General features: G+C 66.6%; 16 protein-coding genes. 8 read left to right on the top strand and 8 right to left on the bottom strand.

What is annotated here, in order from left to right; all coding sequences use genetic code 11:
* Positions 1-54 precede the first annotated feature (54 nt).
* From GOACH_RS02855 to GOACH_RS02830, 6 genes are all read left to right on the top strand, one after another.
* A complete protein-coding gene (locus GOACH_RS02855) occupies positions 55-1,725 on the top strand; it encodes an NCS1 family nucleobase:cation symporter-1 (RefSeq protein ID WP_005170177.1) in 1,671 nt (556 codons plus the stop codon).
* Positions 1,726-1,816: 91 nt separating this feature from the next.
* The gene (locus GOACH_RS02850; RefSeq protein ID WP_040517505.1) at positions 1,817-2,545 is read left to right on the top strand and encodes an aspartate/glutamate racemase family protein; all 729 of its coding nucleotides are present in this window, start codon (positions 1,817-1,819) and stop codon (positions 2,543-2,545) included.
* A gap of 135 nt (positions 2,546-2,680) precedes the next feature.
* Positions 2,681-3,265: a sigma-70 family RNA polymerase sigma factor gene (locus tag GOACH_RS02845; RefSeq protein WP_005170173.1), complete on the top strand. Its 585-nt coding sequence runs from the start codon at positions 2,681-2,683 to the stop codon at positions 3,263-3,265.
* A gap of 209 nt (positions 3,266-3,474) precedes the next feature.
* On the top strand, positions 3,475-4,212 hold the full coding sequence (locus tag GOACH_RS02840; protein WP_005170171.1) for a DsbA family protein: 738 nt from the start codon (positions 3,475-3,477) through the stop codon (positions 4,210-4,212).
* 55 nt (positions 4,213-4,267) lie between these two features.
* Positions 4,268-4,984 (top strand): vitamin K epoxide reductase family protein, encoded by a 717-nt coding sequence (locus GOACH_RS02835; RefSeq protein ID WP_005170168.1) that lies wholly within the window; start codon positions 4,268-4,270, stop codon positions 4,982-4,984.
* Between the two features lie 215 nt (positions 4,985-5,199).
* Complete coding sequence (locus tag GOACH_RS02830; protein ID WP_085950578.1) at positions 5,200-7,491, top strand: heavy metal translocating P-type ATPase; 2,292 nt, start codon at positions 5,200-5,202, stop codon at positions 7,489-7,491.
* 56 nt (positions 7,492-7,547) lie between these two features.
* On the opposite strand, the gene GOACH_RS02825 is transcribed toward GOACH_RS02830, so the two are convergent.
* From GOACH_RS02825 to mftE, 7 genes are all read right to left on the bottom strand, one after another.
* Positions 7,548-8,174 carry a zf-HC2 domain-containing protein gene (locus tag GOACH_RS02825; RefSeq protein ID WP_005170163.1) on the bottom strand — a complete coding sequence of 209 codons (627 nt, stop codon included), beginning with the start codon at positions 8,172-8,174 and terminating at the stop codon, positions 7,548-7,550.
* A 60-nt stretch (positions 8,175-8,234) separates the two neighbouring features.
* A complete protein-coding gene (locus GOACH_RS02820) occupies positions 8,235-10,235 on the bottom strand; it encodes a cytochrome c oxidase assembly protein (RefSeq protein ID WP_005170161.1) in 2,001 nt (666 codons plus the stop codon).
* 139 nt (positions 10,236-10,374) lie between these two features.
* A complete protein-coding gene (locus tag GOACH_RS02815; RefSeq protein ID WP_005170159.1) occupies positions 10,375-11,631 on the bottom strand; it encodes a CynX/NimT family MFS transporter in 1,257 nt (418 codons plus the stop codon).
* The gene (locus tag GOACH_RS02810; RefSeq protein WP_005170157.1) at positions 11,628-12,305 is read right to left on the bottom strand and encodes a FadR/GntR family transcriptional regulator; all 678 of its coding nucleotides are present in this window, start codon (positions 12,303-12,305) and stop codon (positions 11,628-11,630) included. The genes GOACH_RS02815 and GOACH_RS02810 overlap by 4 nt, the downstream gene beginning before the upstream one ends.
* A 98-nt stretch (positions 12,306-12,403) precedes the next feature.
* A complete protein-coding gene (mftG, locus tag GOACH_RS02805; protein WP_005170155.1) occupies positions 12,404-13,714 on the bottom strand; it encodes a mycofactocin system GMC family oxidoreductase MftG in 1,311 nt (436 codons plus the stop codon).
* A 22-nt stretch (positions 13,715-13,736) separates the two neighbouring features.
* A complete protein-coding gene (gene mftF, locus GOACH_RS02800) occupies positions 13,737-15,185 on the bottom strand; it encodes a mycofactocin biosynthesis glycosyltransferase MftF (protein WP_005170153.1) in 1,449 nt (482 codons plus the stop codon).
* Positions 15,182-15,892: a mycofactocin biosynthesis peptidyl-dipeptidase MftE gene (mftE, locus tag GOACH_RS02795; RefSeq protein WP_005170150.1), complete on the bottom strand. Its 711-nt coding sequence runs from the start codon at positions 15,890-15,892 to the stop codon at positions 15,182-15,184. The genes mftF and mftE overlap by 4 nt, the downstream gene beginning before the upstream one ends.
* Positions 15,893-16,112: 220 nt before the next feature.
* Between mftE and GOACH_RS02790 the strand changes: the two genes are divergently transcribed.
* Both GOACH_RS02790 and GOACH_RS02785 read left to right on the top strand, forming a co-directional pair.
* A complete protein-coding gene (locus tag GOACH_RS02790; protein WP_005170149.1) occupies positions 16,113-17,264 on the top strand; it encodes a CaiB/BaiF CoA transferase family protein in 1,152 nt (383 codons plus the stop codon).
* Positions 17,265-17,316: 52 nt separating this feature from the next.
* Positions 17,317-18,132, top strand: coding sequence for a mycofactocin-coupled SDR family oxidoreductase (locus tag GOACH_RS02785; protein ID WP_005170146.1), 816 nt, complete (start codon positions 17,317-17,319; stop codon positions 18,130-18,132).
* A gap of 284 nt (positions 18,133-18,416) precedes the next feature.
* Here the strand turns inward: GOACH_RS02785 and mftD are convergent, their stop codons facing one another.
* Positions 18,417-19,619 carry a pre-mycofactocin synthase MftD gene (mftD, locus tag GOACH_RS02780; protein WP_005170143.1) on the bottom strand — a complete coding sequence of 401 codons (1,203 nt, stop codon included), beginning with the start codon at positions 19,617-19,619 and terminating at the stop codon, positions 18,417-18,419.
* Between the last annotated feature and the right edge of the window lie 8 nt (positions 19,620-19,627).

Below are 19,627 nucleotides of genomic sequence, written 5' to 3'. Positions count from 1 at the left end.
TCGACTCAGACACTTCGGGACCGCACCGATGTCACCATTGCCCTGAGGAGAACCATGAGCGCTTCACCCGACGCGCAGATCGCCACCGAACACCACAGTGCAGCAGGCGAAAGCGTCATCAAGGTCGGTTACGACCAACAGTTGACGAATGAAGACCTCGCTCCGCTCAAAGAACAGACCTGGACCTGGTACAACATCTTCGCGTTCTGGATGTCCGACGTGCACAGCGTCGGCGGCTACGTCTTCGCGGGAAGCCTTTTCGCGCTGGGTATTTCGTCATGGCAGGTGCTCGTCGCCCTACTCGTCGGCATCGTCGCGGTCAACCTGCTGTGCAACCTCGTCGCCAAGCCATCGCAGAAGGCAGGCGTTCCGTATCCGGTCACCACGCGAATCTGTTTCGGCGTCAAGGGCGCGAATATTCCGGCGATCATCCGCGGTGTCATCGCCGTGGTCTGGTACGGGATTCAGACATATCTGGCGTCAACGGCATTCGGGCTGCTCGCCCTCAAATTCTGGCCGTCGCTGGAGCCGTACGGCGAGAACGGTTCGCACGCGTTTCTGGGACTCTCCCTTCTCGGTTGGGCAGGATTCATCGTGATGTGGGTGCTGCAGGCGCTCGTGTTCTGGAACGGCATGGACACCATCCGGAAGTTCATCGACTTCTGCGGTCCCGCGGTCTACGTCGTGATGATCGCCCTGGCGGTCTACCTGATCGCCAAGGCCGGCTGGAGCAACGTGCACTTCGACCTATCCGAGGGCTCGGGTATCAGCGGCACCTGGCCGACCATCACCATGATGATCAGCGCGTTCGCCCTCGTGGTCTCCTACTTCTCAGGCCCGATGCTCAACTTCGGCGACTTCTCGCGCTACGGCAAGACCTTCGACGAGGTGAAGAAGGGCAACTTCCTGGGCCTTCCGGTCAACTTCCTGTTCTTCTCGATCCTAGTCGTATGCACCGTCTCCGCAGGCGTCACCGTGATCGGCCGCGACGACGACGGCAAGATCGTCACCGACCCGGTACACATCGTCGACAAGATCGACAACACCACCGCGGCAGTTCTCGGCGTCCTCACCTTCGCGATCGCCACGATCGGCATCAACATCGTGGCCAACTTCGTCTCGCCGGCATTCGACTTCTCCAACGTCGCTCCGACAAAGATCTCCTGGCGCATGGGCGGCATGATCGCAGCCATCGGCTCCGTCATCATCACGCCGTGGAATCTGTTCAACAACGCCAGCGCGATCCACTACACGATGGACACCCTCGGTGCCGTGATCGGACCACTGTTCGGCATCCTCATCGCCGACTTCTACCTCGTGAAGAAGCAACAGATCATCGTCGACGACCTGTTCACCCTGAGCCCCGAGGGCGCGTACCACTATCGCGGCGGATGGAATCCGGTTGCGGTCATCTCGGTGGTCCTCGCGTCGATCATCCCGATCTGCTTCGTCATCTGGGGCACCTCATACGAGGCCAGTTTCACCTGGTTCATGGGCGCGGGCGCCGGCCTGGTCTTCTACTACATCGGGATGCGCATGGCGTCCGACCGGTTCCTGCACGGGGCCCACGTCCCGCTCGCAACCATCACCACCGACATGGAGGTGGCCGACGACGGCACCATGCTGCCCGGTTCACCGACCGCCGATGGTGCAACCGATACGGTCGGAACCGATAGCGGCGCGACGATGAGCACGTCGAGGGCCGAAACGGAATCCACTTCCTGAGACAGCTGTCGTGGCGGCTGCCCCACGGCGCCGTCACGACACTGCCGTCACCACATCAGAAGCCGAAAGCGAGAGGGAGACAACCACACCGATGAAGTTGTGCGTGATCAACCCCAACACGACTGCAGCGATGACCGAGGTGATCGCCACTGCGGCACGGTCGGTCGCACGGTCTGACGCCGAGATCGTCGCGGTCACCTCCGCCTTCGGCCCCGCGTCGATCGAGAGCCATGTCGATGAGGCGATGGCCGTGCCGGGACTGCTCGGGGCGATCTCCGCCAACCCGGACGCCGACGGCTACCTGGTGGCATGTTTCGGCGACCCCGGCCTCGACGCCGCCCGTGAACTCGCCCACGCCCCGGTCCTCGGCATCGCCGAGGCCGCAATGCACCTCGCGGCCCCGCTCGGCCGGGGGTTCTCAGTGGTCACCACACTGCAGCGGACCATCGGCCGCGCGGCAGATCTGGTGTCGCACTACGGGTTCGACAGGCAATGTCGGGGTATCCACGCCTGCGAGATCCCCGTACTCGACCTCGACACCAACCCCGACACCGCCGACATCCTCGCCAAGGCCTGTCGAGAAGCACTCGCCACAGACCAGAGCGACGCGATCGTGCTCGGGTGCGCCGGGATGGCCGACCTCGCTGCCGAACTGTCGGCAGACCTCGGAGCGCCCGTCATCGACGGTGTGGCCGCAGGCGTCGGGATGTTGTCGGCGATGGCCGCGATGGGCCTGCACACGGGGACGGCGTCGGGCGAGTTCGCCACACCCCCGCCCAAGGAGTACCGCGGACTGCCGCCCGAACTCGACCCGCGGTGACGTCGGGCCTCCGGGCGTCCACGACACCGTGCCCCCTGAGGCGTCTACGACACCGCTACCCCTGAGGCGCCCACGACACCGCAACCCTCGAGGCGTCTACGACACCGTGTCGTCGGGGGGCTAGGGTTGGTGTCCATGACCGCCCCCGCCGACCGCTCCGCGTCCGACCGCGACGTCGAAGTCACCGAGCTGGCCTTCGCAGCCGCTCGCGGCGACCGCCGGGCGCTCGAACAGTTCGTGCGGGAGACCCAGCGTGACGTCTGGCGATTCGTCGCGCACCTCGCCGACCCACGCATCGCCGACGATCTGACGCAGGAAACCTACCTCCGGGCTATCCGGTCGTTACCGCGCTTCGCAGGCAACTCGACGGCCCGGACCTGGCTGCTCGCCATCGCACGTCGCGTCTGCGCCGACGACGTCCGCCGGGCGATGTCGCGTCCGCGTATCGCGGGCGGGGTCGACTGGGTCGACGCCGCCGACACCCGGCAGCCTCGCTCGACAGGCTGGGAGGACGTCGTCGACGTCAACCTCCTGCTCGACGATCTGCCTGCCGAACGGCGTGAAGCACTCGTGCTCACACAGGTCCTCGGCTTGTCGTATCAAGAAGCGGCAGAGGTCACAGGCTGCCCGGTCGGCACGGTGCGCTCACGCGTTGCCCGCGCCCGCGAAGCCCTGATCGGGGCGGCCAATGCACCCCAGCGCGGCGAACGCAGCAGCTGAGTCGCTCGGCCCCGGCGGGTGGGGACCTAAGCCTTATGCCTTTTCTCAGGCAGGTTTGCGTACCCTTGAGAACGGCGACGGGCCGTGATCCCGCCGTGTCATCGCACTCGTATCGTGATGGTCCGGTAGGTCCCTGTCACCGCAACCGACACGTCACCGCGAATGACGAGTCACCGTAGTTGACGAGCGAAGAGAGATGTGAGGGACCCGTGGCCGACAAGCGTCGCAAGCCGATCGTTGACCCGCGAGCGGCAGAGAAGCGCCGTTCCCTGCTGATGAAGATCGGTGCGGCCGCCGTGCTGGTCATCCTGGCAGTCGGAATCGGCGTCTGGGTGCTGGTGTCCCACGAGTCGGCAACCGGGTCGTCGAGCGACGTCACCGTCGCCACCGACGGGGCCTACCGCATCACCACGGCACCCAAGGGCACCACGCCACCCGTCACGGTGACAATTGTCGAGGACTTCCAGTGCCCCGCGTGCCGCGCGTTCGAGACACAGTTCTCCGGTGCCATGGAGCAGATCCGCAGCAACCCGAAGGTCGCCGTCGACTACATGCCGATCGCCTTCCTCGACCGGATGTCGACCACCAATTACTCATCGCGCTCGGCCAATGCGTCGGCGTGTGTCGCCCAGTCCACCGCGGGTGACGGCAACTTCGACACGTGGATGAAGTTCCACAATGCGCTCTACGCCCAGCAGCCCGAGGAGGGTGGCGCCGGCCTCACCAACGACCAGCTCAACTCGATCGCCAAGCAGGCCGGAGCGAACAACCTCAGGCAGTGCATCGACGACGAACAGTTCAGCGGGTTCGTCAAGGACACCACCCAGAAGGCGCTCAACTCGGGAGTCACCGCCACCCCGACCATCAAGATCAATGGCAACCCGGTGCAGCTGAGTACGCCCGACGCACTGATCGCCGCGGTCAACGACGCAGCCAACAAGCAGTAGCCACCCCGAGAACGCCGCAGCAGACCCGCGCGGAATCCGACACACGAGGCACACCATGAGCACGACACACGCCGACGACACCCCCCACGCGGAAAGCGACTCGGACACCACAACGGTCGATGCATCGACTACGGCCTCCGAGGGGCCGGACGGCGACGCGTCGCCGAGCACTGTGGCCGACACGGCATCGTCGGGCGGTCTGCGCGGTCTGGTCCGGGTGAGCCGCCCCACCGGACTGGTGCTGCTGATCCTCGGCGTGATCGGGTTCGTCGCGGCGTCGACCTTGGCGATCGAGAAGATCCACCTCCTGCAGAATCCGAACTACGTGCCGAGTTGTTCGATCAACCCGGTGATCTCGTGCGGTTCGGTGATGGAGAGTTGGCAGGCGGGCCTCTTCGGTTTCCCCAACCCGCTGATCGGAATTGCCGCGTTCTCGGTGGTGATCGTCACCGGCGTGCTGGCGGTCGCGGGCATCTCGCTACCCCGCTGGTACTGGCTGGGGTTGGCGCTCGGGAGTCTCGCCGGCTTCGTCTTCGTCAACTTCCTCGCGTACTCCGCGCTCTACAAGATTCATGCGCTGTGCCCGTACTGCCTGGTGGTGTGGGTGATCGTACCGATCATCCTCATCCTGAGCATCAATCGTGTGATCGGCGACGGTGACCGGGGGCGCGAGGTGCGCGGCTGGCTCTGGGTGCTGCTCCCGGTGTGGTACGCGATCGTGATCGTGGCCATCCTGGTCGAGTTCTGGGACTACTGGCAGACGCTCATCTGACCGCGATGACCCACGAGGAAATCCCGGGGAACCATTCGTCGCCTGCGGACGACATACTTCTAGGAGTACGTGCGCACTCACGGTGAACGCGTCCGACGCGCGGTCGACTGCACCACCGATCACCCAGACGGTAAGTCACGCGGAAAGCTCGCGCCGACCGTCGCCCGAACGGTGATGCGCACGCGGACGAAGAGATCGAGGACGATGTGACCACGCTGCAATCTCCCGCGAACGCCACGGCCGAGCAGCCGGCGCCGGGACTGGAATCGGGACCACAGCGCATCCAGCTCGACGTGACCGGCATGACCTGCGGCGCGTGCGCGGCGCGGGTCGAACGCAAGCTCAACAAGGTCGACGGGGTCAAGGCGTCGGTGAACTACGCGACGCGCGTCGCGACGATCGACGCCGTCGCCGACGTGAACGCCACGACATTGTGCGAGGTCGTCGACGCGAGCGGATACGGCGCGACCGTCCGCAGCGACACCCCGACACCCATCCCCGACACCGACGGCGCTGAGGCCAAGCGGCTGTTCCGACGGCTCGCCGTCGCACTGATCCTGTTCATCCCCCTTGCTGACCTCTCCATCGTGTTCGCCGTCGTGCCGTCGACCCGGTTCACCGGATGGCAGTGGCTGCTGCTCGCGCTGGCCGTGCCCATCCTGACGTGGTGCGCGTGGCCGTTCTATCGCGTCGCCGCCAAGAATCTGCGCACCGGCAATGCGACGATGGAAACGTTGGTCACGCTCGGGGTCCTCGCCGCGACCGGGTGGTCGATCTATTCGATGTTCTTCGCCACCGACACCGGCTCACCCGCCTCGCAGGGAGTCTGGGCGGCCATCTGGAGCGCCGACTCCATCTACCTCGAGGTCGCGACCGGAGTGACCGTCCTCGTCCTGGCGGGTCGCTACTTCGAGGCGCGCGCCCGCTCCCGCGCCGGTGGAGCACTACGCGCACTGGCCGCACTGGGCGCCAAGGACGTGTCGGTCCTGCTGCGCGACGGCACCGAGATGCGGATCCCGGCGGGCGAGCTGTCGGAAGGGCAGCGCTTCGTCGTCCGCCCGGGCGAGACGATCGGCACCGACGGTCTGGTCATCGAGGGGTCGGCCGCCGTCGACATGAGCGCGATGACCGGCGAGTCCAAACCGGTCGACGTCGAACCTGGCGAGCCGGTGATCGGCGGCACCACCGCACTCAACGGACGCCTGATCGTCGAGGCCGCGGCCGTCGGACCCGACACCGCATTCGCGGGCATGATGCGCCTGGTCGAGGAGGCTCAGACCGGGAAGGCCACCGCACAGCGTCTCGCCGACCGTGTTGCCGGTGTCTTCGTGCCCATCGTCGTCGCCATCGCGGTGATCACGGTCGGCGCATGGCTGCTCGCGGGCGGACCCGTCGATCGCGCGGTTGCCGCGGGTCTGGCGGTGCTCGTCATCGCCTGCCCGTGCGCACTGGGTCTCGCCACGCCGATCGCCGTCATGGTCGCGACCGGGCGGGGCGCTCAACTCGGCATCTTCCTCAAGGGCTACCAGGCACTCGACACGTCCCGGTACATCGACACCGTCGTCTTCGACAAGACCGGCACCGTCACCGAGGGCGCACTGTCGGTGACCCAGGTGTACAGCAACGACGACGCACAGCTCACCGAGGAGCGCCTGCTCGCCCTCGCCGCCGCGGTCGAATCCGCCTCCGAGCATGCGGTCGGTTCGGCGATCGTGGCGGCCGTCGATGAAGCGGCCCGCCTCGAGGTCACCGACTTTCGCGCCGAACCCGGGCGCGGTGTCAGTGGGACGGTCGACGGCCTACGCGTCAGCGTTGGGTCGCCCCGGTGGGTGTCGAGCACTGTCGACGACGCCGACGGTGCGGTGTCTGCAGCGACGGCGCGTCGTCGCCGAGACGCAGAAGCCAAGGGCGAGACCGTGATCTACGTGGCAGTCGACGGCCGGCCTGCCGGGCTGATCGCCGTCGCCGACACCGTCAAGTCCAGCGCCGCGCCCGCCATCGCCGCGCTGCAAGCCGCAGGCATGCGCACAGTGCTGTTGACCGGCGACAACTCCGGCGCCGCACGGACGGTGGCCGACGAGGTGGGCATCACCGACGTGATCGCCGAGGTTCTACCCGACGGCAAGGTCGACGCGATCCGTGAACTGCAGGAGTCCGGGAGATCGGTCGCGATGGTCGGCGACGGCATCAACGACGGTCCCGCCCTGGCCACAGCCGATCTCGGTATCGCGATCGGACGCGGTACCGACGTCGCGATCGGAGCCGCCGACGTCGTGTTGGTGCGCGACGACCTCCGCGCCGCCCCTGCGGCCATGAGCCTCGCGCGAGCCACGCAGCGCACGATCCGGACCAACCTGATCTGGGCGTTCGGGTACAACGTCGCCGCCATCCCGATCGCCGCGGCCGGTGTACTCAACCCGCTGATCGCCGGCGCCGCGATGGCACTGTCGTCGTTGTTCGTCGTCTCCAACAGCCTGCGGCTGCAGCACTTCGGCGACCGTCGCTGAGCCGAGCGAGATCAGACGTCCTACCGGACCACGCACATCCGGGTAGCTCGGTCTCGTCAGTGCCGGGTGTCGCCGGGCGCCGGACCGGAGTGTCGACGCGCCCGTAGCGCAGCGAGGTCGAAGACGAGAGGGGACGAAGTCTCGTCGACACCCCCGTCACCTGTGGTGACGGCACCGGCTGCATCGTCGGAAACTGTTGTGGGAGCAGGTGACTGTGCACCGCCGACGTTGTGCCGGTCGGTTCGCGAACGCCTTGAGACGACGGTGGCGGCAACGACCAGCCCGACGGCGCAGAGTGCGAGCACACCCTGGATCACCGGATACCACAGCGGAGCCGAGCCGGTCAGGTATCCGAAGCACAGCACGACGACCGCAACAGCACACGCCACCGATCCTGCGCGCAGCGCGGTCGCGACCCGGCTCACCCCATTGTCATGACCTCGCGGGCCGAAACGATGCGGGCCGGTATCGGGCCCCTGCGATGACCGCGAGGCTTCGAGGATCGTCGTGCTGAGATCGGGGGCGAGGTCGGCAGCGCTGAAGTTCATTCCCCGTGCGGTGGCGTACCAGCGCTCGCATCCCGGGCAGTGAGCAAGGTGTTCGTCGACGCGGGCGGCGGGCACCGACTCCCGCTCGCCGTCGATTCTTGCCGACAGCGACTCCCGCGCCACCTCACACCGCATGACGTCATTGTCCTCGCGCGGTCAAGCGGCGCGAGGACTCGATCCGACCACCGCGCCTGCTCATCGACGCGACTTCGACAACTCGTCGAGCATCGCGTTGTATGCGTCGAGCTCGGTGTCCTCGTAGGTGTCGGCGTGGCGGTCACCACGGTTGGCCTCGCGGCGGTCGACCTTGGCCCATTGGGCGACAATGGCCACCACGACCAGCACAACGGGTACCTCGCTGGCGCCCCAGGCGATGGCTCCGCCGAGCCACTGATCGTGCAGGCGGTCGGTGACCCACGGCAGCATCAGTTCGCTGTAGAACTTGTCGCCGACCACCGTCGACATCGTCATCAGTGCGATGCCGAAGAACGCGTGGAACGGCATGACAGCGAACAACAATCCGATGCGCGCGAGGAACGGGATTCGACGCGGGCCCGGGTCGATGCCGATGATGACCCAGTAGAACAGATAGCCGACGATGATGAAGTGCACCGTCAGCAGCACATGACCCCAGTGGTAGCGCGTCAGCGTGCCGAAGATGCCGGTGAAGTAGACGACGTAGAGCGAGAGCACGAACACCAGGAGCGCGACGATCGGATTCGACAACACCGCGGTCACCTTGGAGTGCAGCACTCGCAGTAGCCATTCGCGCGGTCCGGGGTGTGCGTCGCCGTGTGCCGCCGGGAGCGCGCGCAACGCCAGGGTCGCAGGCGCACCGAGAACCAGGAGGACGGGCGCGAACATGTTGAGTGCCATGTGTTCTGCCATGTGGACGCTGAACATCGCCGAGCCGTAGGCGCGCACGCCGGATCCGGTGACCACCACAACGACCAGGCAGCCGAGCACCCACGAGATGGTGCGCCCGAGCGGCCAGTCGTCGCCGCGGCGTCGTAGGCGACGGACGCCGATCACATACAGGGCGATCGCGACGACCGCTGCAACACCGATCAGCAGGTCGAAACGCCAGTAGGTGGCGAGCTTCCATGCCGTCGGCGCGCCGGGTAGTTCGTATCCGAGGAACACGTCCCACGCCGAGAACTTGTGCGCCAACAATCCCGGCGCCACACGGGTGTCCATGACGGTCCAGCAGGCGAGGGCCGCCGTCATCAGTACGGCGCCCGCCGTGACGATCCGACGCCCCGCCTCGTCGTCGACGTCTCCGCTCCGCGCCGCGCGATAGCCCCGCACGCTCGAGCCGAGCACTACCGCGAGGAGTACGAGCAGGATGATCGCCGCGACGCCGAAGGCTGTGTCGAACGCGTACCGCGCGGGCAGCAGGAACGCGATCAGGCCCAGTGCGTACACGAACGCCACGGCATCGCTGAGGACGAGGATGAGTGCGCTGCGTCGGGAGACCGCGGTGCGGGCGGTGTCGGACTCGATGCGCGGTGCGCTCGCCCACGCGGCCCGGAATCCGAGCGACACACCCGCGGCCAGCGCGAAGCCGATCCCCAGACTCGTGTTGTAGTCGTGGTTGGGCCCCTGGCCGGCGTTGCTCGCCATCGGCAGCGCAACCATCGCGATCACTGCCGGGATCAGGAGGACGACGTGCATCATCCATCCGAGCGAGCATCTGATGAGCACGGCGATCACGGTGGCGCAGACCGCCATGACGATCCAGGCGACGGCGGACTCGCTGACCCCGATCCCCTGCCCGAGATAGCCCTCGCCGACCAACCGCCACGGCGTCGTGCCCGAGGCGTCGGCCGCCGCGACCGCCACCATGAGCCACGACAGCACCGCCCACGCAACCGATAATCGACCGATCATCAGGTGGGACCGGTAGCCCGTCACGTCGATCGTGCCGTGGTCGTCGGGGTGTGACGCGGTGATGATGAAGACGAGCCCGCCCAGCGTCAGTGCCGCGGCGAGGAAGCCGAGGAAGTAGCCGACGACGTCGACGGTCGCGGTGAACGTGCCGGGGAAGGGGTCGCCGCTCTCGAGGTGTCGGGCGTCGCCACTGGCGAACGCGTACACCACGATGCACAGCAGAGCGATTCCGAAAGCCGCTCCGAGGAGCACACTCGGCCGACTGCGAGTCGCAGTGGCCAGGGGTGGGGTCTCCACGGCGGTCATCACTTCCTCCTAGCCCGCCGAGCACCAGCGAGTACGACATTTTGCCGGTCTGACGTCCTCGCCAGTCTACGGCTCACGCCCAGACTCCCCCTTCCCGGGCGAGCGCGGATGAGGCACCGGTCACGTCGACGGCGAGGGGTCAGCCGGGGTGAGCGGGCATCCGTACGTTCTTCGCAGCCAACAGCGTGGCGAGTCCCTGCGGGATCACGGCCAGCGCGAGGACGCCGAATGCGAGCGACCAGGAGCCCGTCGCGTCGTGAATCCATCCGATGGCGATCGGACCCACAGCGGCGAGGACGTACCCGACTGACTGCGACATTCCCGACACCTGCCCGGTCTGGGTCGCCGACGAACTGCGCAGCACCATGAAGAGCAGGGCGAGACTGATGGCCGCACCCGGTCCGAGCATCACCATGCACACCCAGAGCACCGTCGCATGGTCGGTGGAGACCAGGCCGACGAAGCCCGCGGCGCAGATGGCGAGGAACCCGAGCGTCACCAGACGCTGATCGGCGAACCGCCCCGCGAGGATCGGCGCCACCAGCGACATGATCAGTGCAACCACCTGCCCGATCGCCAGCACCGTACCCGCGCTCGCAGGGGAACTGCCGTGATCGATGAGGTACTGCGGGAGCCACGCACTGAACGTGTAGAAGATGAATGACTGCGCCGCCATGTACACGGTGATCGCCCAGGCGATCGGATTGCCCCAGAGGCCTGGCGCGCGCGGTCCCACGGCAACGGTGTGGACACGACGCAATTGCGGCAGCCACACCACCATCGCCACGACGGCCAACAGCGCCCACATCGCCAATGACAGGCGCCAGTTCTCGTTCAGCGCAGTGTCCATCGGCACCATCACCGCAGCGGTCACCGCCGCACCACCCGACAGGGTCATCGAGTACAGGCCCGTCATCAGACCCGAACGGTGCGCGAAATCGCGTTTGATGAGAGCGGGCAGTACCACGTTGCACACACCGATCGCGGCACCGAGCACAGCGGAACCGAGAAAGAGGGTCGCGACAGAGGGTATGAAGCGCAACAGGATTCCGACGACGAGCAGCGCCAACGACGCGAAGATGGTCCGCTCAATCCCCCACCGGGCCGCCAGCCGAGGCGCGATGGGGGCCGTGAGGCCGAAGAACAGCACGGGCAGCGTTGTCAACAGGCCCGCAATGGCGCCGGAGAATCCGAGATCAGCGCGGATGACATCGATCAGCGGCGCGACGGAGACGACCGGCGGACGGAGGTTGGCCGCCACCAGCATGATCCCGACAGCAGCGAGAACTGCTGCTGCACCGCGTAATTCACCGGGATTCTGCCGAAGAGAATGCTCGGTCGGGGTCTCTGCGATCGACGCCTGCGCCGACGATGTGGGTGGTGACGCCCCGCTCATCGGCGAACACCGCCTTCGGCTTCCGCGAGATAGTCGACGACGGCCGCCCGTGCCGCCTGCTCGTCGCCGGCGTCGATCGCGGCGACCACACCACGATGCCCTGCCGGGTGCGCGTTGGCAGCAACCGACAGCTCCGCGATGTCGGCGTGCGTGCGGTGCATGACCTCGAGAACACCCGAGTAGATCTCGATCAACAGCGGATTGCCCGACGCCGCAACGAGTTCGGTGTGAAAATCGATGTCGGCGCGCGCATACGCGGCGATGTCGCCGGTGGCGAGGATGCCCTCAGCGTGGTCGAGTGCCGCCCGCAGGGCCCGCTTCGCGTCGACCGTGGCATCACGTGCGGCACCTGCAGCCGCCTCGGACTCCAACGCACGACGCACCTGCAGCAGGTCGAGCATCTCCGACGTCGCCATCCGCGTCATCGCAGCGGCGAACGTGTTGGCGCTGCGCACATAGGTCCCGTCGCCGCGTCGCGGAACGAGCATGCCGGAGTGCTCGAGCGCGCGAACCGCCTCTCGAATAGTGTTGCGGCCCACGCCGAAAAGCTTCACCAGCTCGGGTTCGGGCGGGATGCAGCCACCCACCGGCCAGACGCCGTCACGGATGAGTCCCTCCATCCGCTCGACCACCAGTTCACTGGTGCGCCTCGGGTGCGCGATCACGTCGGACATGAAGACATCCTAACATCCCATGTTTGCTCGACTCATACGGACATCGTGCGCGCATCCGCGCATCCGCGCGACCGCACCAGCCCCGCAGAGACCAATCCTCAGGTCGTTGCGAGTGCGTGTGCGATCACCGCCGCCACCATCATCGTGGTGGCATGTGGCCCACTGCGACCAGCGGTCGGCAGGATGGAGCCGTCGACGATCCGCAGATTCTGTATGCCGAGCACTCCACCCAGCCAGTCGGTGCGCTCACCCATCGGCATGGATCCCCATGCGTGCTGCGACGTACGTAGCACGGGATCAATCCCGACCGATCCCGACTCCACCATGTCGGAGAACATCGGCGACCCCAGCATCTCGACCACCTCGTCCGCGGTACGCGACAGTCGGTCGCGCACCTCGTCGTCGGGGGGCTCGAGTCGAACGACGAGACCTCCGCTGCTGTCGAGGTACACCGAACCCGGCGCGGCCGGTCGCATCGCGGCAATCCCGACGGCGGGCCCCGACTGCCCCAGACCACGGATGTATCGCGCGAAATCATCCCGGTAGCAGCGGATCTCGAGGCCGTCGTCGGTGTGCACTACCGTCGGCAGCAAGGGACCGCGCGTGATCTGTTCGCGACGGCGATAGCCGACAAGCACTTCTCGATGCTCGTGCACCTCGATACGCCCGCCCGCGATCTGCGATCGCAGCAGCAACTCCGTGGTACCCAGCGTCCCAGCGCACAGGATCACCTCTCCTGCGCGGATCTTTTCGCCGTTGCACACCACGCCGTGAGCACGCCCGCCCGCCAGAACAACCTTCTCGACCCGCGCACCTGAGCGCACCCGCAGGTTGCGACGATCCAGATGAGAGCGCAGGTAGGCGTCGGCTGCTGTCCGTCGGCGCCCGTCGACGCTGTTCGACCGAACCCTGTTCACCCCGACCGTCGGCCACGGATCGTCGATATTCCTGGAGGAATAGACTGTGCCCCAATATTTCTCGAATGCGATAGCGGTGTCGGCGAGATCGAGGTCACGGTAGGGGGCCGCTTCCATCCGCTGCTCGATCTCCGCGTACGCCTTGTCGATCGCGCCGAGTGTCCATTGACCCCGCCAGGAATCGAAGTCGTCGCGATGCCATCGCATGAAGTAGGCGCCGTTCACCGTCGACGACCCGCCGAGCCCGCGCCCCCGCACTATCGACAATGCAGACGACCCGCGGTAGTGGGTGACGTAGGGTTCGCCGTCGGAGATCGGGAGCGTCCCCAGGTCGAGGGTGTGCGCGTCGGGCCGGTTACCGGAGCCTTGTTCGAGTAAGAGCACCGAGCGTTCATCGTCACGCGACAATCGCTCCGCGAGCACACACCCGGCGCTGCCCGCACCGACGATCACGGCGTCGATGACGTCTTCGCCTCCGATCGGTGTGGGCACGGCACAGACGATGTCGACGCCGTCACGGAGTCAGCACGGGGCGCAGTGCAGCGGCATCGCGATGCGCGAGCACGCCCTGCCACAGCCCCGCGCCATAGGCGAGATCGTCGAGTCGTCGACACAGCAGATAACCGAACGGACCGATGGTCGGGGCCACCGCCGGCTCGGCGACCACGGAACGAATCCACTCGACGATTCCTTCTGCGACGGCGATCTCGATGACGATTCGTCGAAACCTCGGCGAGATCAAAGCAAGCAGCAACGCCACGGGCCAGTAGTGGCGACAGACCGCACCCGCCGCCTGGAGTAGGCCGAAGAACGTTGCCCGCGAGGTCATCTGCGCCGAGACACGGGTGGCGTCTGGCAGGTCGCCGAGTCGACTACGAAGCCGGTGCCCGACGCGGAGCAGGATCACCACGGCAACCGCCAGTCCGATTCTGGTGTGCGTGAGCAACGCCGCCACTGCTGCAGCCATCGACATCGACATCACAACCGGCGCCACCGACTCGCCGTGCCGCTCGGCGAGGAACGCCGCACCGGTTCCGTAGAACCGTCTCCGACCGAGCACGGTGCGCATGGTGGTGCGGTGATCGTGCGCGACAGTCGCGATCGGGTCGTAGCGGATGCGCCAGCCACTCTCGTGCGTGCGCCAGCACAGGTCGACGTCCTCGGCCACCCGCAGCGATTCGTCGAAACCTTCGAACGCGCTGGCGCGCACCAACATCGCGGCGCTGGGTACGTAGGCGATCGGGGTCCCCGGTACGACGCCCGCCTCACTGGGGCCCATGTCGAGTGACGAGTGTCCGTTCTCGTACCGCTCGGCGAGTGACCGCTTGCGATGATCGTGTCGCGCGCCCGTGCGATCGAGTCCGACGATGCGCGGTGCCGCGATCGCCACCGTGGGATCGGAGAAGTGACCGAGCAGCATCATCAGCCAGTCGCTGTGTGGCACCACGTCAGAATCCACGAAGGCGATGAACTCGGTATCGGCGGCAGCGGCTCCGGCATTTCGTGCCGCGGCCGGCCCGCGGTTCTGCTCGAAACGCACCACGCGCACCATCGGCCCCTGCGCGACGATCGGGGTCAGCGACCCGTCGTCGACGACGATCACCTTGATCCCGCGCGTTGCACGCAGCAGACGGTCAATTCCGGATTGGTTGTCGCGCACAGGAACAACGATCGTGACGTCGTCGGTCGATGGCCCGTGCATAGGGCGTGGGTTGGCCATTCCGGCGTCGAGGAGGCGGCGGGCGAGCGCCCGTGTCGGACCGTCGCACACCTCGATCCGACCGTCCATCGATGTCATTCCCAGGGCCGTGTCTGACAATCTCATCATGCGGGTGGGCGAGCCGCCGACGAGGTAGCGCAGATCCCCGTGCCGGGCACATCGCAAGTCGATCTGGACCTGGAACCCGTTCGGCAGCTCACGGCTCGGTGTGACCGCGGGCGGCGTATCGGTGGGCGCGTTCATCGCAGCAGCCCGTTCTCGGCGACATTCCACCGTCGGATCGCTTCCCCCAGGCGGGTCACCAGCCCGTCGACCAGCGCTGCGCCGTCAGCGGCCGACGCGGTGGTCGGATCACCCAGTACGCCGTTGGCGCTCACCGACGCCACGCCGCCTTCGCGCATCGCCGACAACAGCGTCGCAATGGGTGCGCGGTTACCGACAACCATGTCGTCGGAGCGCACCGAGTCTGGTGAAATATGCAGCAGCACTGATGTTTCCGTAGACCCTGCGTGCGCGTCGGCACCGTCGAAGGCGCACGGGTACCACGCGACGTCGCGGCCCTCATAGCGGAGCAGACCGACTGCGTCGACCAGCGTGGTCGCGTTGCCGCCGTGGCCGTTGACGAACACGATGCGCCGCGCCCACCGACACGCGCTGCGCCCGTATTCGACGAGGACGTTGCGGAGGGCGTCGTGGCCGAGCGAGATGGTTCCCGGAAAGCCCTCGTGCTCGCCGCTGGCCCCATACCCCAGTGGCGGTGCGATGAGTGTCGACGCGTCGCCGAGGTCGGCGTGAACCCGGGCGACCACGGCGCTCGCGATGCGGGTGTCGGTATCCAGCGGCAGATGCGGTCCGTGTTGCTCGAGGGATCCGACCGCGACCAGGAGTGTTGCCGCAGAGTGGTCCAATTCCGGCCAAGTGCACGAACTCAAAGTCGCCGGACGCGTCATTGGGTCGACTTTACCGATGTGCAGCGCGTGAGGTAACCGCCGGGGAAAACTTTGTGTACCTATTTCTTCGCGTACCACGACGAGGTCGAATGATCGCCCCCGGCGGAGCCGAACGATCGCCCCCGGCGCAGCCGAACGATCGCTCGGTATGGCATGCTGATGCGTGGACGTGACGGCCGCCACACGGGTCGGCCGCACCACTTCGAGCGGGAGGAACTCCATGAGCGCATCGTCGACCTCCGACACGGCCGACGGGTCGGGCACTGGCGCATCGTCGAAAAGCGTTGGTACAGGTGGTCCGCTGAACGGGATACGGGTCGTCGAGTTCGCGGGCATCGGGCCGGGTCCGCACGCGGCGATGATGCTCGCCGATCTCGGTGCCGATGTGGTCAGAATCCAGCGTCCGGGACAGCTCCCCGATCCCGCCCGTAATGCCGATGCACTCCTTCGCGGACGGCGTGTCGTCGAGGCCAACCTCAAAGACCCTGCTGATCGAGAGCAGATCATGCGTCTCATCGGGAAGGCCGATGTACTTCTCGAGGGTTTTCGTCCCGGCGTCATGGAGCGCCTCGGGTTCGGCCCCTCCGACCTCGAGGCTGTCAACGAGCGACTGGTCTACGGGCGGATGACCGGCTGGGGCCAGACCGGTCCGCGCGCGCCGCAGGCGGGCCACGACATCAACTACATCTCACTCACCGGCATGCTGCATGCGATCGGTCGCGCAGGTGAACGCCCGGTTCCTCCGATGAATCTCGTCGGCGATTTCGGTGGCGGATCGATGTTCCTGGTCATGGGCGTGCTCTCGGCACTCGTCGAGCGAGCGTCGTCGGGACGCGGACAGGTGGTCGACGCCGCCATGGTCGACGGCGCATCCGTTCTGGGACAGATGATCTGGGCTTTCCGCGGAACCGGTTTGTGGAGCGACGAACGCGGCACCAACATGCTCGACACCGGTGCGCCCTATTACGAGGTCTACGAGACGTCGGACGGCAGGTACATGGCCGTCGGAGCCATCGAGCCGCAGTTCTACGCGGAGCTGCTGCGCGGCCTCGGCCTGACCGATGCCGATCTGCCCGGACAGAACGACGTCGCCGAGTGGCCTCGTCTGAGGGAGATCTTCACCGAGACGTTCGCCTCACGGACCCGCGACGAGTGGGCGAAGGTCTTCGAGGGCACCGATGCCTGTGTCTCGCCGGTCCTCACGTTCGCCGAGGCGCCCGACGATCCGCACATGTCCGCCCGCGCCAACCTCGTGGAGATCGACGGTGTGCGCCAGGCGCAGGCGGCCCCGCGCTTCTCTCGTACGGCTCCGTCCACTCCGCGGGGACCCGACCGCGAAGCCGTCGACGCCGCCGCGGTGTGGACGGACTGAACCCGACCGGACTGGCCGCGTGCAATAACTAGAACGTGTTACAGTTCTGCCCATGGGACAGTTCGACGGCACAGTCGTCTACATCACGGGTATCGCGCGCGGTCAGGGCCGCAACCACGCCATCCGTTTCGCGCGTGAGGGCGCGTCGATCATCGGCCTCGACATCGCCGATACCGTCGCCGACTACATCACCTACCCCGCGGCAACCGAGGCCGACCTCGCCGAGACCGTGCGGCTCGTCGAAGAAGTCGGCGGTAAAATCCTTGCCCGGCAGGGTGATACGCGTGATCTGGCCTTCCAGGAGCAACTCGTCGCCGACGGTGTCGAGCAGTTCGGCCGACTCGACCACGTCGTCGCCAACGCGGGCATCCTGTCATGGGGATTCACGTGGGAGCTGCCAGAGCAGCAGTTCACCGATGTTCTCGACGTCAACGTGACGGGTACGTGGAAGACGCTGCGCGCCACCATTCCCGCACTGCTGGCAACCGAGGCCGACAACCGGTCGATCGTGGTCATCTCGTCGGTCGCGGGCCTCAAGGCCATGCCGATGCAGGCCGCATACTCTGCGTCGAAGTACGCGCTGACCGGACTGGCGCAGACAACGTCGAAAGAGTTGGCGCCCAAGAACATTCGCGTCAATTCCGTGCATCCGTACGCGGTCGACACCCCGATGGGCGTCGCGGACACCTCAGCCATGCGGATCTTCGAGATGGGCGAGTACACGCGCTACTTCATCTCGATGATGGACCACTTCCCCGTCGCCTCCACCGACGACATCACCGACGCAGTGCTGTACCTGACGTCGCCCGCCGCCCGCGCCGTCACCGGCGCGCAGTTCCAGATCGACATGGGCAACTCGAAGGTCTGACGGCACCGGGATTCGCTCCCGCGGCAGTACCTATCCGCTAGTTTCGTACGTTTCCGCGCGCTACTTCTAGGCGAAGCGCCCAAAACCCGCGGAAGAATCCCTTCCCCTACTTTCGTACGTTTCCGCGCGCTACTTCCAGCGGGAGCGCCCAAAACCCGCGGAAGAGTCCTTTCCCCACTTTCTGCGCGCCACTCGACACCCCGAAACGTACGATCGACGCTGAGCGACGCACAGTCGACGCCGCAGAGCGCACGGTCGACATCGCGGCCGTGCGCTCTGCGGGTTCAGGCGTCGCCGAACGACCGCTCGAAGCCGTCGGGGATGATCAGATCATCACGCGACAGCTCGTGAACGCTCTTGTGGCCCAAGCCCATCACGACACCGTCGAGTCCCATGCGGAGCAGGTCGAGGACGTTCTCGACGCCCGCCTGGCCGTTCGCGGCGAGTCCCCAGAGGTATGCGCGGCCGATCATCACCGCACGGGCGCCCAGGGCGACGGCCTTGGCGACGTCGCTGCCGCGTCGGATGCCACCGTCGAGGAGCACCTCGATCTGGTCGCCGACGGCGTCGGCGATACCCGGCAGGAGTCGGATGGTGGCGGGGGTGCCGTCGAGGTTGTTGCCGCCGTGGTTGGACACCGAGAGCGCGGTTGCACCGATGTCGACAGCGCGCTTGGCGTCGTCGAGTCGCGTGACGCCCTTGACCATGAACGGTCCGCCCCACTGCTCGCGGAGCCACTGCAGATCGTCCCAGGTGGGCGGCGGGGTGTTCATCCACTCGCCGTAGGCACCGAAGAAGGTCGGGCCGGGCTGACCCTTGCCCTTGGAGACGTTGGGCGCGGTGAGGTCGGGGATGATGATCTTGCCGTCCTGGATCCAGTCGAGCGCGTATCGCGGCTTGACCGCGATCTCGGGTGCGAGACGCAGCAACGCCTTGAAGTCGACCTTCTCCGGGATCTCCGGGCTACCCCAGTCACGACCGATGTTGAACACCCAGTCGGTGGTCACGATGAGTCCCTTGGCGCCGGCCTCTTTCGCACGCATCGCACGGGCGAGGATGTCGTCGCGGGAACCGAGCCAGTAGATCTGGAAGAAGATCTTGTCGTTGACCGCGGTGACCTCTTCGATCGGATGAGAGGCGAAGCTGCTCAACCCCATTGCGGTGCCCCGAGCGGCGGCAGCCCGCGCCACCGCGACCTCGCCGTCGGGGTCGACGGCCTGCACGCCCGTCGGCGAGATCATCACCGGAAACGACAGGTCCTGCCCCATCACCGTCGTCGACAGTTCGCGATCGGGCTGCGCCCCCACGACGTGCGGCGTGTACTCGATCTCGTCGAACGCCTCGACGTTGTCGCGGGTGGTGTGGCCGCCCTGCGTGCCGGCGATCAACGACGAGTAGACCGACTTGGGCAGTCGCTTCTTCGCTCGACGCTGCGCCTCGTGGACGGTCTCGAACCAGGGGTTACGCGCCCAGGGATTGGTGACCATGGTGTCTG

This window comes from Gordonia aichiensis NBRC 108223, assembly GCF_000332975.1.
Lineage (GTDB): Bacteria > Actinomycetota > Actinomycetes > Mycobacteriales > Mycobacteriaceae > Gordonia > Gordonia aichiensis.
The sequence above is the reverse complement of the archived record's forward strand: the minus strand, read 5'-3'. Positions and strand labels throughout refer to the sequence as shown.

Coding starts and splice junctions, on each gene's coding strand:
- GOACH_RS02855 (WP_005170177.1), top strand. CDS start 55: ATGAGCGCTTCACCCGACGCGCAGATCGCCACCGAACACCACAGTGCA.
- GOACH_RS02850 (WP_040517505.1), top strand. CDS start 1,817: ATGAAGTTGTGCGTGATCAACCCCAACACGACTGCAGCGATGACCGAG.
- GOACH_RS02845 (WP_005170173.1), top strand. CDS start 2,681: ATGACCGCCCCCGCCGACCGCTCCGCGTCCGACCGCGACGTCGAAGTC.
- GOACH_RS02835 (WP_005170168.1), top strand. CDS start 4,268: ATGAGCACGACACACGCCGACGACACCCCCCACGCGGAAAGCGACTCG.
- GOACH_RS02825 (WP_005170163.1), bottom strand. CDS start 8,174: ATGCGGTGTGAGGTGGCGCGGGAGTCGCTGTCGGCAAGAATCGACGGC.
- GOACH_RS02820 (WP_005170161.1), bottom strand. CDS start 10,235: ATGACCGCCGTGGAGACCCCACCCCTGGCCACTGCGACTCGCAGTCGG.
- GOACH_RS02815 (WP_005170159.1), bottom strand. CDS start 11,631: ATGAGCGGGGCGTCACCACCCACATCGTCGGCGCAGGCGTCGATCGCA.
- GOACH_RS02810 (WP_005170157.1), bottom strand. CDS start 12,305: ATGTCCGACGTGATCGCGCACCCGAGGCGCACCAGTGAACTGGTGGTC.
- mftF (WP_005170153.1), bottom strand. CDS start 15,185: ATGAACGCGCCCACCGATACGCCGCCCGCGGTCACACCGAGCCGTGAG.
- mftE (WP_005170150.1), bottom strand. CDS start 15,892: ATGACGCGTCCGGCGACTTTGAGTTCGTGCACTTGGCCGGAATTGGAC.
- GOACH_RS02790 (WP_005170149.1), top strand. CDS start 16,113: ATGAGCGCATCGTCGACCTCCGACACGGCCGACGGGTCGGGCACTGGC.
- GOACH_RS02785 (WP_005170146.1), top strand. CDS start 17,317: ATGGGACAGTTCGACGGCACAGTCGTCTACATCACGGGTATCGCGCGC.
- mftD (WP_005170143.1), bottom strand. CDS start 19,619: ATGGTCACCAATCCCTGGGCGCGTAACCCCTGGTTCGAGACCGTCCAC.